This is a genomic window from Flavobacterium sp. RHBU_24 (assembly GCF_046613695.1).
Classification (GTDB): domain Bacteria; phylum Bacteroidota; class Bacteroidia; order Flavobacteriales; family Flavobacteriaceae; genus Flavobacterium.
In genome coordinates, this window is sequence record NZ_JBKJHD010000014.1 from 58,057 (window position 1) to 73,264 (window position 15,208).

At 44.7% G+C, this 15,208-nt stretch carries 12 protein-coding genes; 10 read left to right on the forward strand and 2 right to left on the reverse strand.

All coding sequences use genetic code 11. The features are described 5' to 3' along the window. The first annotated feature begins 70 nt into the window (after positions 1–70). From ACLI09_RS13655 to ACLI09_RS13675, 5 genes are all read left to right on the forward strand, one after another. Positions 71–1,909: a glycoside hydrolase family 13 protein gene (locus tag ACLI09_RS13655; RefSeq protein WP_411420189.1), complete on the forward strand. Its 1,839-nt coding sequence runs from the start codon at positions 71–73 to the stop codon at positions 1,907–1,909. Between the two features lie 23 nt (positions 1,910–1,932). Next, entirely contained in the window at positions 1,933–3,369 is a 1,437-nt protein-coding gene (locus ACLI09_RS13660; RefSeq protein WP_411420190.1) for an alpha-amylase family glycosyl hydrolase, read from the forward strand. An 84-nt stretch (positions 3,370–3,453) separates the two neighbouring features. Beyond that, on the forward strand, positions 3,454–4,605 hold the full coding sequence (locus ACLI09_RS13665; protein ID WP_411420191.1) for a T9SS type A sorting domain-containing protein: 1,152 nt from the start codon (positions 3,454–3,456) through the stop codon (positions 4,603–4,605). A 101-nt stretch (positions 4,606–4,706) separates the two neighbouring features. Beyond that, a complete protein-coding gene (locus ACLI09_RS13670) occupies positions 4,707–5,384 on the forward strand; it encodes a glycerophosphodiester phosphodiesterase (RefSeq protein ID WP_411420192.1) in 678 nt (225 codons plus the stop codon). Beyond that, complete coding sequence (locus tag ACLI09_RS13675) at positions 5,381–6,601, forward strand: NAD(P)/FAD-dependent oxidoreductase (protein WP_411420193.1); 1,221 nt, start codon at positions 5,381–5,383, stop codon at positions 6,599–6,601. Before ACLI09_RS13670 ends, ACLI09_RS13675 begins: the two co-directional genes overlap by 4 nt. Positions 6,602–6,634: 33 nt before the next feature. Here the strand turns inward: ACLI09_RS13675 and ACLI09_RS13680 are convergent, their stop codons facing one another. Continuing rightward, complete coding sequence (locus tag ACLI09_RS13680) at positions 6,635–7,636, reverse strand: FAD:protein FMN transferase (RefSeq protein WP_411420194.1); 1,002 nt, start codon at positions 7,634–7,636, stop codon at positions 6,635–6,637. A 201-nt stretch (positions 7,637–7,837) separates the two neighbouring features. On the opposite strand from ACLI09_RS13680, the gene ACLI09_RS13685 reads away from it, so the two are divergent. Both ACLI09_RS13685 and ACLI09_RS13690 read left to right on the forward strand, forming a co-directional pair. After that, a complete protein-coding gene (locus ACLI09_RS13685; protein ID WP_411420195.1) occupies positions 7,838–8,953 on the forward strand; it encodes an SPFH domain-containing protein in 1,116 nt (371 codons plus the stop codon). Between the two features lie 2 nt (positions 8,954–8,955). After that, complete coding sequence (locus ACLI09_RS13690; RefSeq protein ID WP_411420196.1) at positions 8,956–10,071, forward strand: DNA helicase PriA; 1,116 nt, start codon at positions 8,956–8,958, stop codon at positions 10,069–10,071. A gap of 108 nt (positions 10,072–10,179) precedes the next feature. Here ACLI09_RS13690 and ACLI09_RS13695 read toward each other — a convergent pair whose 3' ends face one another. Then, positions 10,180–10,803, reverse strand: a complete 624-nt coding sequence (locus ACLI09_RS13695) for a 2'-5' RNA ligase family protein (protein WP_411420197.1) — start codon at positions 10,801–10,803, stop codon at positions 10,180–10,182. Positions 10,804–10,859: 56 nt separating this feature from the next. Between ACLI09_RS13695 and ACLI09_RS13700 the strand changes: the two genes are divergently transcribed. The 3 genes from ACLI09_RS13700 to ACLI09_RS13710 all read left to right on the forward strand — a co-directional run bounded on the left by ACLI09_RS13700 (position 10,860) and on the right by ACLI09_RS13710 (position 15,002). Further along, entirely contained in the window at positions 10,860–11,258 is a 399-nt protein-coding gene (locus ACLI09_RS13700) for a helix-turn-helix domain-containing protein (RefSeq protein ID WP_411420198.1), read from the forward strand. Positions 11,259–11,413: 155 nt separating this feature from the next. Beyond that, positions 11,414–12,175 (forward strand): SDR family NAD(P)-dependent oxidoreductase, encoded by a 762-nt coding sequence (locus tag ACLI09_RS13705; protein WP_411420199.1) that lies wholly within the window; start codon positions 11,414–11,416, stop codon positions 12,173–12,175. A gap of 364 nt (positions 12,176–12,539) precedes the next feature. Next, positions 12,540–15,002 (forward strand): AsmA-like C-terminal region-containing protein, encoded by a 2,463-nt coding sequence (locus tag ACLI09_RS13710; RefSeq protein WP_411420200.1) that lies wholly within the window; start codon positions 12,540–12,542, stop codon positions 15,000–15,002. The last annotated feature ends 206 nt before the right edge of the window (positions 15,003–15,208 follow it).

A 15,208-nucleotide genomic window follows, 5' to 3' on the forward strand; every position in this document is an offset into this window, starting at 1 on the left:
GAATGCCAATCAGGCTAAATAAAACATACCTACAAGGTTTTTAAAACCTTGCAGGAAAACAAACAACACAATGAAAAAGTTACTTTACATCTTACTAGTTACGGGCGTTACCGCATTTGCCCAGGTAGAACGCACTGAGCCGCCTTTCTGGTGGAGCGGCATGAACAACCCTGAGCTTCAGGTTATGTTCTACGGAAAAAACATCGCCCAATACACCCCCTCGGTTTCAGACGGCGTGGTGATAAACAACGTGGTAAAGACCGAAAATCCTAACTACGTTTTTGTTACTGTTGATACAAAGAATGTATCGGCAAAAACGCTGACCTTTTCGTTTAAAAACGGCAAGGATAAAGTAGACTTTACTCAAAAATACGAACTAAAGCAGCGTAAGGCGGGTTCGGCAAACCGTGAAAGCTATACGTCAGCAGACATGCTGTACCTGCTCATGCCCGACCGCTTTGCAAATGGAAACCCGGATAACGACTCACACAAAGCCGTTACTGAGAAGGCAGACCGCGCCAATCCTAACGGCCGCCACGGCGGCGACATCGAGGGTATCATCAAGAACCTTGACTATATCAAAGAGCTTGGCGCGACGGCAGTTTGGGCGACGCCGTTGTGCGAAGATAACGACCCGCGCGGCTCCTACCATGGTTACGGCCAAAGCGATGTGTATAAAATAGACCCGCGCTATGGTACTAACGAAGATTACCTGCGCCTTTCGGCTGAGCTAAAAAAACGCGGCATGAAGCTGGTGCTTGATTATGTAACCAACCACTGGGGCGCACAGCACTGGATGTACAAAGATTTGCCAACGTACGAGTGGGTGCACCAGTTTCCAGGCTATTCGCAGAGCAACTACCGCATGGCTACGCAGTTTGATGTTAATGCCAGCAAAAGCGATAAACGCCAGTGTGTAGACGGCTGGTTTGTACCATCTATGCCAGATCTTAATCAAAGTAATCCACTTGTGTTAAACTATCTTACACAAAATGCAATATGGTGGATTGAATATGCCGACCTTGATGGCTTCCGGGTAGATACCTATAGCTATAATGACAAAGAGGGCATCAGTAAGTGGACAAAAGCCATTACCGATGAGTACCCGAAATTCAATATAGTAGGCGAAGTCTGGATGAACGACCAGGCACAGATGGCCTATTGGCAGAAGGACAGTAAAGTGGGGGCCATACAAAGTTTCAATTCGTACCTGCCAAGCGTAATGGACTTTACCGGTATGGATGCCCTGGCGCAGGCTTTTAACGAAGACGATGCCGGGTGGGACAGGGGCATGTATAAAATGTACAACAACCTGGCTAACGACTTTTTGTACCCTAACATCAACAGTGTGCTTACGTTTGCCGAAAACCACGACACCGGCCGCCTGAACGAAATCTACAAAAACGACTTTAAAAAATACCAGATGGCCATGGCAATCCTGGCTACTGAGCGTGGTATTCCGCAGTTGTACTATGGCAGCGAAATAGGCATGGCAGGCGACAAGGGCAAGGGCGATGGCGATATCCGACATGATTTTCCGGGTGGCTGGAAGGGCGATAGCCACAATGCTTTTACAGCATCAGGCCGTACCGAACAGGAAAAACAGTACTTCGATTATACCTCAAAACTATTTACCTGGCGGAAAAACAAAGCCGTGATCCACTCGGGCAAGACTACCCAGTATCTGCCGTATGATAACGTGTATGTATACTTCCGTTACAACGAAAAGGAAACCGTAATGGTCGTGGTAAATAACGCGCCCGCCGTTAAGGCCTTCAACACCGACCGTTTTGCCGAGAACATTAAAGCCTATAAATCGGGTACGGATGTAATTACGGGTAAGACTGTTAACGTTGCCGGTGAGATTACTATGGAGCCGAAGAGCGTTATGGTGCTGGAATTGAAATAAGCTAAAAACCAAACCTCATTTAAATGAAAAAAATACTAATAACCGTTCTTACACTAACCCTGCTGTGGGGCTGTAAAGAGGAAAAGAAAGTTGAAAGCGAGCCAGCTCCCGCCGTTGCGGAAACCCTGCCGCCGGTAAGCGATGCTGCGATGGAAAACGCCGTTATCTATGAGGCAAACATCCGTAACTATTCGCCGGAAGGCACGTTTAATGCCTTTACAAAAGACATTCCGAAACTAAAGCAGCTTGGCGTAAAGATACTTTGGGTCATGCCCATTTATCCGATATCGATGACAAAGAGAAAGGCTACAGCCGATAAGTCGATTGAGGATATTACTGACCCAAATGAAAAGAAAAAATACCTGGGCAGCTGGTATGCCATTACCGATTATACCGCGGTGAACCCGGATTTGGGTACGCTGGAGGATTTCCAGAAGTTAGTAAAAACCGCCCATGATAACGGCATCTATGTGATACTTGACTGGGTGGCTAACCATACTGGCTGGGACCACAAATGGATAAAAGAGCACCCGGAATACTACCAGCACAATGCCAAAGGCGAAGTGACCGACCCACTAAATCCTGAAACGGGTGAACCGTGGGGCTGGACGGATGTCGCCCACCTGGAGTATACTAATAAAAAGTTGTACATACCCATGCTTAACGAAATGAAGTTTTGGGTAGAGAAGCAGAATATAGACGGTTTCCGTTGCGATGTGGCCGATAATGTGCCTGTTGATTTCTGGAATTTTGCCATCCCGAAATTGAAAGAAGTGAAGCCGCTTTTCATGCTGATGGAAAGCGAAAAGGAATACCTGATGAAAGGGCAGTTTGATATGGGCTACGGCTTTGAGGCGCACCATGTTATGAACGATATTGCACAGGGAAAGAAAACCGTGGCCGACTGGGATGCCATGATGAAACACCTTTCAAAAAAATTTGAGAAGGATGATATCATGATGAATCTTACCAGCAGCCATGACGAAAATGCCTGGAACGGAAGCGAATATGAGCGCATGGGTGATGCTGCCGAAACCTTTGCTGCGCTTACCTATGCTATGCCGGGCATGCCACTTATCTATACCGGCCAGGAGTATGACAACAAACGCCGCCTTAAATTCTTTGAGCAGGACCCTATTGAAAAGAAAGAAGGTAAAATGTTTGCCATTTATGAAAAACTGGGCAAATTAAAGAATACCGATGCCGCGCTTAACGGTGGTAAAAAACCGGCATCATATAAAAGGTTAAAAACATCTGACGATAAAAAGATACTGGCTTTTGAACGTGAAAAAGAAGGCAAACAGCTTTACTACATCGCTAACCTTACTAAAGACAAACTACATTTTACAGTGGCTGCCGAAGGTACGTTTACAAACGCGCTTACAGGAGAAAAGGTAACCTTTAAAAAGGGCCAGGAAATAGCTGCTTTGCCATGGCAGTATTGGATTTTAACTAATTAGAATATAAGGGCTTTGGGCAATGCCTAAGGCCTTTTTTTGGTTTATTTTACTATAACGGTTTCTTAATTTAAATTTACTTTTATTATGATCAGAAAATTACTTACCTATTGCGCGGTGTTCATGGTGGGCACGGCAATTATGAACGCTCAAAACCCTCTTATCAGTATTTTGGGAGGTTCTACTTCTGTAGACTGGGCCGGCGACCTTGACATGACCACGACTGACGGTGTGCACTACACCTATAGCGGCCTTGTGGTTGAAATTCCTTTAGCAGGTTCCGGAGTAGATGCAGGCGTTAAATTCCGCCAGGACCATGGCTGGTCAGTAAACTGGGGCGCTGCTACTTTCCCGTCGGGTACAGGTGTGCTAAACGGTGCTAATATTCCTGCTACTAATGGTACCTGGGATGTAACGTTTGATATTTCTACCGGTGCTTATACCTTTTCGGCCCCGGGCGTGGTGTTTGATACCGTAACCCTTACAGGCGGCGGTATTACAGCTTCATTTTCAACGTTAGACGGCATAAACTATTTTGCCGACAATGTAACGCTGGGCGAGGGAGATTATTTCTTTTCAGTAAATGCCGAAGGGCAGTGGGGCAGCACAGGTTTCCCCACAGGTACAGCTACAGAAGGCGGCCTTATTTCCGTGCCTGCAAATGCGTATAACATTACCTTTAATACCGAAACAGGTGCCTACGCCTTTAACTATGTCACCGTAAGTATTACCGGTGATGGCCTTATCAACTGGAACACCGATGTTGACCTTGAAACTACAGACGGGGTTACTTATACCAAGATGGACCAGGCTTTTGCAGGCGGCGAAATAAAATTCAGGCTTAACCACCAGTGGGCGGTAAGCTGGGGTAGCGGCACATACCCATCGGGTACGCTTACCTCTCCCGGCGAGAACTTTGTGGTACCTGCAGGTACCTATGATGTAAGCTTTAACCGCACTAGTGCCGAGTTTGCATTTACTACCGAGGCAGGTATTGAAGTAAGGGTCAAAAATAACATCATGGTATACCCTAACCCTGCCACATCGGTATGGAACTTTAGCGGAAACGATGAAATTACCACGCTACAGGTAGTTGACATTACCGGTAAAACCATCCTTACACAAAACGTGGGCGCGCAGGCAACTACTGTAAATGCCGCCGGTTTTGCTTCGGGTGTTTATTTTGCCAAAGTAAGTACCGCTACAGGCGTATCAATGCTACGCATCGTTAAGGATTAATTGATAGTTTACGTTTTTTGCCAAAGGCCCTCTGCTCGTAGCAGGGGGCTTTTGTTTTTTAGGCGGGTGTATTTTGGCTATCTTTGCAGAAAACATTGCCAATGCTGAATATAGGCCATCGTGGCGCCAAGGGCCATGTTACCGAAAATACCGTAGCCTCGTTTTTAAGGGCGCTGGAGCTTGGCTCAAAGGCTATAGAGCTTGACGTGCATGTGTGTGCTACAGGTGAGCTGGTGGTTATTCACGACTTTACGGTAGACCGTGTTACCAATGGCTCCGGCGAGGTGCATAAGCTTTCGCTGGGCGAATTGAAGGCTCTTGAAGTAACCGGCGGTTACAGCATCCCTACGCTTGATGAAGTGTTTGATGCCGTAGGCAAAAATTGTTTTGTGAATATAGAGATGAAGGGCCGCCATACCGCGCAGCCCGTTAGCGATTTTATAGAACGCTATGTAGCTGAAAAAGGCTACCACTATAATGATGTTATTGTGTCGAGCTTTCAGCGGGAAGAGTTGGAGGCAATGCATGCCATAAACCCTAAGGTGCCGCTGGGCATCCTTACACAGGCCAGCATACACCAGGCATGGCAATGGGCGGAGGAGTTCAATGCCGTCGCGTTGCACCCGCATTTTTCGCTCCTTACCGAAAGCAATGTTGACAAAGCCAAAGAAGCTGGATATAAAATTTATACCTGGACCGTTAACGAACCCGAAGATATAGCCCGCGTAAAAGCGCTGGGCGTGGATGGCATAATAACCGATTACCCTGACCGTATATGAGCAAGCCATTTGATATAATAATTGCCGGGGGCGGGGCAGCAGGGTTTTTTACCGCGATAAACATAGCCGAACGCAATCCTAAGCTTAAGATAGCCATACTGGAGCGCGGTAAAGAGGTGCTCAGTAAGGTGCGGATATCGGGTGGGGGGCGTTGCAACGTTACGCATGCCTGCTTTATCCCTAACGACCTGGTTAAGTTTTATCCGAGAGGGGAGAAGGAACTACGCGGGCCGTTTAACCGTTTTAGCAGTGGCGATACTATTGAGTGGTTTGAGCGGCAAGGGGTAGAATTGAAAATTGAAGAAGACGGTCGCATGTTTCCGGTTACGGACAGTTCACAAACCATAATAGACTGCTTTTTGGGCGCGGCTAAAAAATTCAGCATACAAATACTCACCGGGCAAAGTATACAATCGCTGTACCACGCCGAAACCCACTGGAAAATAGAAACCCAGAACGAAACCTATCTGGCCGGGAAACTGGTAATGGCCACCGGCAGCAACCCCAAGATGTGGGAAATGCTGCAGGAGCTCGGGCACAGTATCGTACCGCCGGTGCCTTCGCTGTTTACCTTTAATATTAAAGATGCGCGTATTAAAAACCTCATGGGGGTTTCGGCGGTAGCAACGATAAAGGTTAAGGGAAGTAAGCTTGAAGCGTCAGGGCCCACGCTGATAACCCATTGGGGCATGAGCGGGCCGGGCATACTGCGACTTAGCGCGTGGGGTGCTCGCGAACTTGCCGATAAAAATTATCATTTTACAATCATAGTAAACTGGCTAAACGAGGTTGATTTTGACGAGTGCGATACAATACTGCGCGAGCTAAAACTTAATAATGCGAAGAAAACCGTGGGCAGGAAATCGCCGTTTGATTTCCCTAACCGCTTGTGGGAAAGCCTGGTAATTGCGGCGGGCATTGACCCTGAAAGCCGCTGGGCAGACCTTACCAAAAACCAGCTTACCGCGTTGGCTACTGAACTTACGCATGGCGAATATCCGGTAAATGGCAAAAGCACGTTTAAGGAAGAGTTTGTAACGGCAGGCGGTATAGACCTGAAAGAGGTCAACTTTAAAACCATGCAAAGCAAACTTTACGAAAGACTTTATTTTGCCGGCGAGGTAGTGAATATAGATGCGATTACCGGCGGCTTTAACTTTCAGAATGCCTGGACGGGAGGGTTTATAGCGGCAGAGAGTATAGTGGGCAAGTTATAATACTGGGATACCCTTAACACTTGCAGCCAAATGTTAGTTATTAGGCTGTTTTTTAAGGTATTTTTTCAGATCCGTGTTTTTAGAGGCCAGGACTTCGCCGCTATCGGTTACTATTATGCAGCTTAGCTCCGGGAAACGGTTAATAAGGTTAAGCCCCTCGTCTTTGCCCAGCACCATCATGGCGGTGCTAAAGCCATTTGCCGTTTCGGCGCTTGCCCCCATAACGGTAACACTACTAAGTCCCGAGGCCGGATAGCCAGTCATTGGGTTAATGATGTGCGAATAGCGTTTACCCCCCAGCATTATAAATTTTTCATAACTGCCCGATGTTACCACAGCTGTTTCCCGCAACGGAAAAACAGCCAGTACCTTATTTTTATCTATGGGGTTTGTAATGCCTACCGTCCACGGTTTACCGTTTGGCTGGGCGCCCCAGGTATTCATATCGCCAGAGGCGTTAATAATGCCTGCTGTTACGCCCTTGCTCATCATAAGCTCCCGTGTTTTATCGGCGGCATAGCCTTTCCCTATTGAGCCAAAGCCTATCTTCATACCGGCCAGTTTCAGGAATATGGTACACTTTTCTTTATCAAGTATAATGTTTTTGTAACCCACTTTTGCCACTGATTTTTTAATGGCTTCAGGGCTGGGCATTTCAGTCATACTGCCGTCAAAGATCCATATCCGGTCCATTGCCGCAAAGCTTATGTCAAACGCGCCATTGCTGATTTCAGAAAAATATAACGCCCTTTCGGTAAGATCAAAAAGCTCTTTGTCTACTACTACCGGCGCTATGCCCGCGTTACGGTTTACCTGGCTCACCTGCGTGTGCGGCTGCCACTCAGAAATAAGGTTTTCTATACGGGTTATTTCAGCCACGGCAGTATCTATATAGGCCTCTGCTTCTGCCTTTTCACCGGCCACAATAGTAATGTCAAACCTGCTGCCCATAAGTTTTAGTGTGCGCTTGCGCAGTACCTGGCTGTAGGTGGTGGTAGATAGCGTAAGTAATAAAAACGTAAGGCAATATTTCATCAGGCGTGCGATTTCTTATCGGCGCAGGTAAAATTAGCGATTTAATCTCTTAGTAAAGCAGATGCACTCTTGTATATTTAAGTGGGAGTGTAGTGCATCTGTAAAATTAATTAACATTTTTTTATGGGTACAAAAATAAAACGTACATTTCTGCCCGCAACCAATTAATTTTTCGATCAATCAAATTTAAAATTAAATCACATGGGATTTTTTGACAAATTGCGGGGCGAATTCATTGATATAATCCAATGGCTCGACCCGTCTGATGACACACTTGTATATCGTTTTGAGCGTTACCAGAACGAAATTAAAAACGGCGCAAAACTTACCGTGCGCGAAGGCCAGGTAGCCGTTTTTGTAAACGAAGGCCAGATTGCCGACGTTTTTACGCCCGGCATGTACTCGCTTACCACCCAAAACCTGCCCATACTTTCTACCCTAAAAGGCTGGAAGTTTGGTTTTAACAGCCCTTTTCAGGCAGAGGTTTATTTTATTAGCACCCGCAACATTACGGCACAGCGCTGGGGTACTAAAAATGCTATAACGCTAAACGACCAGCGTTTTGGCATGATAGAAATCCGCGCCTTTGGTACATATGTTATCCGGGTTAAGGACGCGCCTCTTTTCATTAAGGAAATAGTAGGCACCGATGGTAACTTTACCTCAGATAAAATTGCCGAGCAGCTTAAAAGCATGATTGTTACCCGGTTTACAAATACAGTGGGCAAATCTAATCTTCCGGTAGAAAGCTATGCCGGTAACATAAGCGATATTTCACTTTTTGTTCTTGGCGAAATAGGCCCTGAATTTGAAAAATACGGTATTGAGGTTACTAACTTCCTTATCGAAAACATATCGATGCCGGAGGAGGTTAAGAAGGAAATATTTGAGCTTAGCCGACTTAACGTGGTAGACCTTAACAAACTCACGCAAATGAAAACAGCTAAGGCAATTGAGAATGCGTCGCTTAATGAAGGCGGTACCGCTGGTGCCGGTATAGGGATGGGTATGGGAATAGGTATGGCCGGGCAAATGACAAACATGATGGTAAACCAGCATCAGCAAGCCCAGCAGCCACAGGCGGCGGCACCCATGCCACCCCCAATCCCTGCAGCCCCGTCATTCTTTACTGTGCTTAACGGCCAGCAGGCAGGCCCTTTTGAAGTTACTGCCCTAAAACAGCTTGCTGCCCAAAACCAGTTTAACCGCGATTCACTGGTATGGTATGCCGGCCTTGCCAACTGGACACCTGCGGGCCAGCTTGCGGAACTCTCGGGAGTATTTGAAAATGTTCCACCACCAATACCGGGGCTGTAATTATGGAAAATCTTGAAGAAGCAGAAGTAGGGAGCTTAAAGTTTCCGTGTACTAATTGTGGTGCATTTCTTGTTTACAAACCGGGCACAGAGCACCTGAGCTGCGAGTACTGCGGTGCCGATAATGAGATACCGAAGTCTGATGAAGTAATAGAAGAATTTGACTACCTGGCCGCCCTTGATGAACAATCCGGCAGTGTGGCCATGCTTACAGAGCAGTTTGTAAAGTGCGACAGCTGCGGGGCTACGTCTACCGTAAGCGGTGCTCTCAATTCTACATCCTGTGCCTACTGTGCCGCACCGCTTATTATTGCAAATGCGGTTATGGAAAGCATAATAGAGCCACGCTCGCTGTTGCCCTTTAAGCTCACTAAGGACCAGGGCAAGGACGAGTTTAAAAAATGGGTTGCTAAAATGTGGTTTGCGCCTAATGCCCTTAAAAAAGCATCGCTGAGCATGGACGGGCTTAAGGGCATGTATATACCGTACTGGACTTATGACAGCCTTACCTATACTAACTATGTGGGTGAACGTGGTATTCATTACTATGTAACCGAGACCTATACGGCTAACGAAAATGGACGCAGCGTTACCAAGACCAGGCAGGTGCGCAAAACGCGCTGGTACCCTGTAAGTGGTATGGTAATGGTAAACTTTGACGATGTAATGGTATCGGCAACGGGCTCGCTTCCCCGGAAGTATGTGGACGAGCTGGAGCCGTGGGACCTGGAAAACCTGGTGCCATTTGATAAAAGCTACCTGAGCGGCTTTAATGCAGAGAAATACCAGGTAAGCCTTAAAGATGGCTTTGAGGTAGCCAAGGAGGTAATGGATGGACCTATACGCGCCAGTATCCGCAACCATATAGGCGGCGATGAGCAGCGTATACTATCAACACGCACAAACTATACCGCTATTACCTTTAAGCACCTGCTGTGCCCGGTATATACCAGTGCCTATAGGTATAAAGAAAAGCTATACCGCTTTTTAATAAATGCCCGTACCGGTGAGGTACAGGGCGAAAGGCCATACAGCGCGGTTAAAATTGCGCTTGCCATACTGGCAGTGCTTATTGTTATTGCCGGTATATGGTACTGGTATGCACAATCTAACCCTTAATAGTAATAGTCACTCCTTAAGATGACAACGGGCGGGTCACCAGGCTGCTATCAAACCTAATTTTGATAGCAACGGTTACCCGCCCTTTTGTTTTGATTAATAATTCTTCTAACCCAGTTTTACTTCACCAGCGGGGCTGAACAACTTATCGGTTCCGGCCAGGCGGCGGCGGATGATTACGCGGTCGCATACCCATTCGTTCTGGTATTCAAAAGCGGCAAAGTCTATTTTCTCAAAGTCGGCCTCACTAATATTACGTGCTATGGTAATATGGGGTGTCATACTGAGCTTTGTCTTGCGCTCGGGTTTATCAACAATGCTTGTTTGGCGGTACTTTGGTTTAGGAGCCTTCTTTTTAGAGGGGTTTTTTATGGCTACGGCAATGCGGTCTATGCTTTCGGGTTCGTCCAGCTTCAGGTAGAGCGTGCGCTCTTTACCATGCTCAAAATGTGCATAACCGTTTATTTTTATGGTAAATTTGGGTTCGCCTGCCAATACTTTCTTTACAATATCCTTTACGCTGGTCGATTCAAACGCCTCCATCTTCATCAGCGATATGTGTGCTATAGATGTGCGGTCGCGATCGGCTATCCCTATCTGCTCGTGCAGTACCTGCTTTAGGTTATCTACATCGTCCTTTATGGCATCACTGGGGCTTAGCAGTATGTGGTATTCATACAGCGTTTCCGGGAAAAGTGATATCTGAGTACTGTTAGCGGTTCGTTTTGCCATAAGTGATGCAAAAATAAGAAAGTTCTTTTGTAATTTAGTGCCTTACACCACTTAGTATGGAAACACTTATAGCCAAAACCCAAAAGATACCCGAAAAAATTCTTTCCCGTAAGGATGAAATTGCTGCCGACTTCCTAAAACTGGCCGAAGACCACATAGCTGATCTTATGTCCGGCCATGCTACCCGTCGCTACCACGCTAAAGATTTTGCGGATAAGCTGTTCATCCACCCGCGGCACCTTAGCAATACGCTAAAGCTTACGTTGAATACCTCGCCTTGTGAAGTTATGGAAGAGCGGATATTAGAAGAATCTATAAAACTTCTTAAAGAAACGGACTTGCACATAGCTGCAATAGGCCAGCGCTTTGCCTACGATGAGCCCACCAATTTTACCAAATTCTTTAAAAGCATGACCGGACAAACACCGTTGCAGTACCGGAAGAAATTTGTTTAAGGTTTAAGGTTGTTCACTCAACGTGCCGAACGGCATAAACTTTGAACCTGAAACTTTAAACTTTGAATTGCCTTCGGAAGATTCTGAAGAGTACACCATTTTTAGCACTTCTCTCTATGTAACTTTGTAGTGTAAATAACTAAAATATACACAATATGTTACAATCTAAAATTGCATTGATTACCGGCGGAAGCCGAGGCCTTGGTAAAAATATGGCCTTGGCTGTTGCTAAAAAAGGACTGAACGTGATTCTTACCTACAACAGTAAAAAGGAAGAAGCCCAACAAACAGTTAAAGAAATTGAAGCACTGGGCCAAAAAGCGGCGGCTGTGCAGCTTAATGTTGGCGATGCAAAAAGCTTTGAAGAATTTATAGCTGAAGTAGCGGCGATTCTTAAAGTAAAGTTTTCTACAGAAAAATTTGACTATCTGGTTAACAATGCCGGTATAGGTATACACGCTGCTTTTGCTGAAACTTCAATGGCCGATTTCGATACCCTGGTAAACATCCATTTTAAAGGCCCGTTCTTCCTTACCCAACAGGCATTGCCTTTGCTGGCTGACGGCGGAGGCATAATAAACATTTCCAGCGGGCTGGCGCGTTTTAGCCTGCCGGGTTACGCGGCTTATGCAAGTATGAAAGGCGCTATGGAAACACTTACTAAGTACCAGGCAAAAGAGCTGGGCAGCCGCGGTATTAACGTAAATATTGTAGCTCCGGGCGCTATAGAAACCGACTTTGGAGGTGGTGCAGTGCGAGACAACAGCCAGCTTAATAATTTTATAGCTTCTCAAACCGCGCTGGGCAGGGTAGGGCTTCCGGATGATATAGGTGGGGTAGTTGCCTTTTTATGCACTGACGACGCCCGCTGGATTACTTCACAGCGTATAGAAGTTTCGGGAGGAATGTTTATTTAATAAGGCAAAAGAAAGGCTTGGATGCTGAATAGTCGAGATGTAATCTAACCAACAGGTAAAAATGATGCTTTTTACCCATAAAATAGCCGTTTTTTAATATCTGTCTATGGTTTGTCTATGCCCTTTTACCAAGTGTTGAGTACGCTAAATCTTACTTTTGCACCTGTATCCTCATAATGGTGCCGATCACTATGAAAGATACAGTTGTTTTAATGCACTAATGTCGATTTTAGTGCGTTTATTTTCTGGGGGCAGTGCGGGCGCGAAAGCGTCCGCACTCATTTTATATAACCATGGCTTTTTAACAAAATCTAATAACTTAATTATTATGTGCAAACTATCTTAGTACAATATAATTAAGTAGATGGTTAAAAATACTAATACTGTTATCCCTGACACGTCCAAAAAAAGAAAAGTGGTGGGTATAGCCCTACGCGTACTGACTTTAGTTGTTTGCCTGGTGGTGCTTTTATATGCAGGTTTGGCCTGGTACATACATACCCACAAGAAAGAAACCCTTGCCATGATAACCAGCTCATTAAACGAAAACATATCTGGCAGCATTACAATAGGCGCTATGGAAACCACATTTTTGCGGGGCTTCCCCAGCGTTAGCTTGCGTCTTACAGATGTAGTGGTGCGCGATTCATTGTTCGATTCCCACAAGCATACGCTGTTAAAAGCCGGATACCTTGACGTTGCTGTTAATGCATTTGCACTGCTTCGGGGTACGGTTGAGATTAAAAAAATTACCATAGCTAATGCTGCCGCCGATATTTTTACCGACGCTAATGGCTATACTAACACATCAGTTTTCAGAAATAAAAAGAAAACCCCTGCCGGCGAAGATGCTAACGATGGCGGCCTGCCTGAATTGCGCAAGCTGGAACTTGATAAAGTATCTTTAACTGCAAATAATGTTAAAACAGGGAAACTGTATAATTTTGAGGTACACAGTCTTTTTGCTACAATTGATTATAAGAATAATGGCTGGCAGGCCGATATTAGCCTTGGAGCACTTGCAAAAAGCATGGCTTTTAATACGGCAAGGGGCAGTTTTATAAAAGACCAGGAAATTGACGGGCGTTTTGATATTACTTATAATGACAGCAGAGGCGCACTTGATTTCAAAAAGATGCCCCTTATAATAGGAGGGGATAAGTTTACTGTAGGCGCTACATTATATACGGGCAATTCATCAAAATTTGAAATTTCTATAGAAAACCCTGATATATTATGGAAGGATGCCGCTAACCTGCTTTCACCTAATATTACACAAAAGCTGATGATGTTTGATATTAAGCAGCCCATTAGTGTGGCATGCGGCATTAAAGGTGATTTTAATGATAAGGGCGACCCGCTTATAGAGGTGGCTGCGGGCATTAAAAAGAACACGCTTATTACACCCGGAGGTACTGTAGATGGTTGCAGCTTTAACGGCAGTTTTACAAACAGGTATAATAAGCAGGGAGAGATAAGCGACGAAAATTCGGCTATTACACTCACAGATTTTAGGGGTAGCTATAATGGCGTGCCATTTACACTGGGTAAAGCCATGATACTTAATTTAGATAAACCCATTGCCACCGGTGACTTTGCATCATCATTTATAATTGAAAAACTGAAAAATTTTGTAGATGATGACCTTCTAACCTTTAGTAAAGGTACCGCCGTTGCAAAACTGAACTTTAAGGCTGATGTGGTAAACTTTAAGCTGGCCAAGCCTTTTGTAGAAGGCAGTATTACGGTTAAAGATGCAGATATTACCTATGTGCCACGCAAGCTACGGTTTAATAATATATCGGTAGCGCTTAATTTTACAAAGGACGACCTCAATATAAGCCGCATTGTTTTAAAAACGGATAAGAGCATTGTGAACATGAACGGGCACGTAGGCAACTTTTTAAACCTTTATTATTCTGATCCTGAAAAAATAGTGTTAGAGTGGCAGATTTACAGCCCTAAGCTGTATTTAGAAGAATATATATCGTTTCTGCAAACCCGAAAGGAAACTCAAAAAAAAATACAACAAAATAAAAAAGGAAATTTTACTGATGATATGAGCCTGCTTTTTGAGAAAAGTAGCGTAGACATGAAACTTAAGGTTGATAATGTATATTATAAGAAATTTCATGCAACTAATGCTACAGCAAACGTATTACTTACAGAGCAGGGTAATATTGTGCTTAAAAATGCGGGACTGCACCACGAGGGAGGTCAACTTAGTATTAATGGTAGTGTATATACCGGTGGCAGTACAAAATACAACCTCCTTGCCGATGTAAAGAGTGTAAATGTAAGCCGTTTTTTAGATTCGTTTGAAAACTTTGGTATGCAAAGCCTTACTGGTAGACAGCTAAAAGGTATATTTTCTGCAACAGCAGATGTTAGCGGTATACTTACCGAAGAGGGTAATTTACTGCCAAAGTCGATTAACGGCAATGTAACTTTTACTCTTAAAAAAGCCAGGCTTATTAATTTTGAACCTATAGTAAGCGTGGGCAAATTTGCGTTCCCATTCCGGGATGTAAAAAATATTGAATTTGATAATCTTAAAGGACATTTTGATATCAAAGGCGAAAAAATAACCGTAGCACCGATGCAGATAAACAGCAGCTTAATTAATATGGATGTTGAAGGTACTTATTCTTTTGGAAGAGGTACAAAAATGTTTATATCGGTACCCTTGCGCAACCCTGAAAGAGACAAGCATATTAAAGATGAAAAAGAACTGGCGAAACGCCGCAACCGCGGCATAGTGGTGCATCTTATAGCCGAAGATGAAGCCGATGGCAAGGTGAAAATTAAACTGGGAAAAAAATATTAGCCATTGAAAAGGCATTTAAACGCCTTAAGTTGGCATTTTTTTTAATCATGTTTTTAGCCTGGATTGCCATAAATAGCCGTGATGAAATTTTATGGTATACCTTATTTTCCTGTCTTTATTTAAAACATTATTATATTTTTATACGTTTCGCGTGAATATGTGGGTTTATATAACACGTTTTAAAATTGTTCAACGCGTTAGGTAGG

What these genes read in the sequence shown, in the direction of transcription:
- ACLI09_RS13655 (WP_411420189.1), top strand. Translation starts at nt 71, where the DNA reads ATGAAAAAGTTACTTTACATCTTACTAGTTACGGGCGTTACCGCATTT.
- ACLI09_RS13660 (WP_411420190.1), top strand. Translation starts at nt 1,933, where the DNA reads ATGAAAAAAATACTAATAACCGTTCTTACACTAACCCTGCTGTGGGGC.
- ACLI09_RS13665 (WP_411420191.1), top strand. Translation starts at nt 3,454, where the DNA reads ATGATCAGAAAATTACTTACCTATTGCGCGGTGTTCATGGTGGGCACG.
- ACLI09_RS13670 (WP_411420192.1), top strand. Translation starts at nt 4,707, where the DNA reads ATGCTGAATATAGGCCATCGTGGCGCCAAGGGCCATGTTACCGAAAAT.
- ACLI09_RS13675 (WP_411420193.1), top strand. Translation starts at nt 5,381, where the DNA reads ATGAGCAAGCCATTTGATATAATAATTGCCGGGGGCGGGGCAGCAGGG.
- ACLI09_RS13680 (WP_411420194.1), bottom strand. Translation starts at nt 7,636, where the DNA reads ATGAAATATTGCCTTACGTTTTTATTACTTACGCTATCTACCACCACC.
- ACLI09_RS13685 (WP_411420195.1), top strand. Translation starts at nt 7,838, where the DNA reads ATGGGATTTTTTGACAAATTGCGGGGCGAATTCATTGATATAATCCAA.
- ACLI09_RS13690 (WP_411420196.1), top strand. Translation starts at nt 8,956, where the DNA reads ATGGAAAATCTTGAAGAAGCAGAAGTAGGGAGCTTAAAGTTTCCGTGT.
- ACLI09_RS13695 (WP_411420197.1), bottom strand. Translation starts at nt 10,803, where the DNA reads ATGGCAAAACGAACCGCTAACAGTACTCAGATATCACTTTTCCCGGAA.
- ACLI09_RS13700 (WP_411420198.1), top strand. Translation starts at nt 10,860, where the DNA reads ATGGAAACACTTATAGCCAAAACCCAAAAGATACCCGAAAAAATTCTT.
- ACLI09_RS13705 (WP_411420199.1), top strand. Translation starts at nt 11,414, where the DNA reads ATGTTACAATCTAAAATTGCATTGATTACCGGCGGAAGCCGAGGCCTT.
- ACLI09_RS13710 (WP_411420200.1), top strand. Translation starts at nt 12,540, where the DNA reads ATGGTTAAAAATACTAATACTGTTATCCCTGACACGTCCAAAAAAAGA.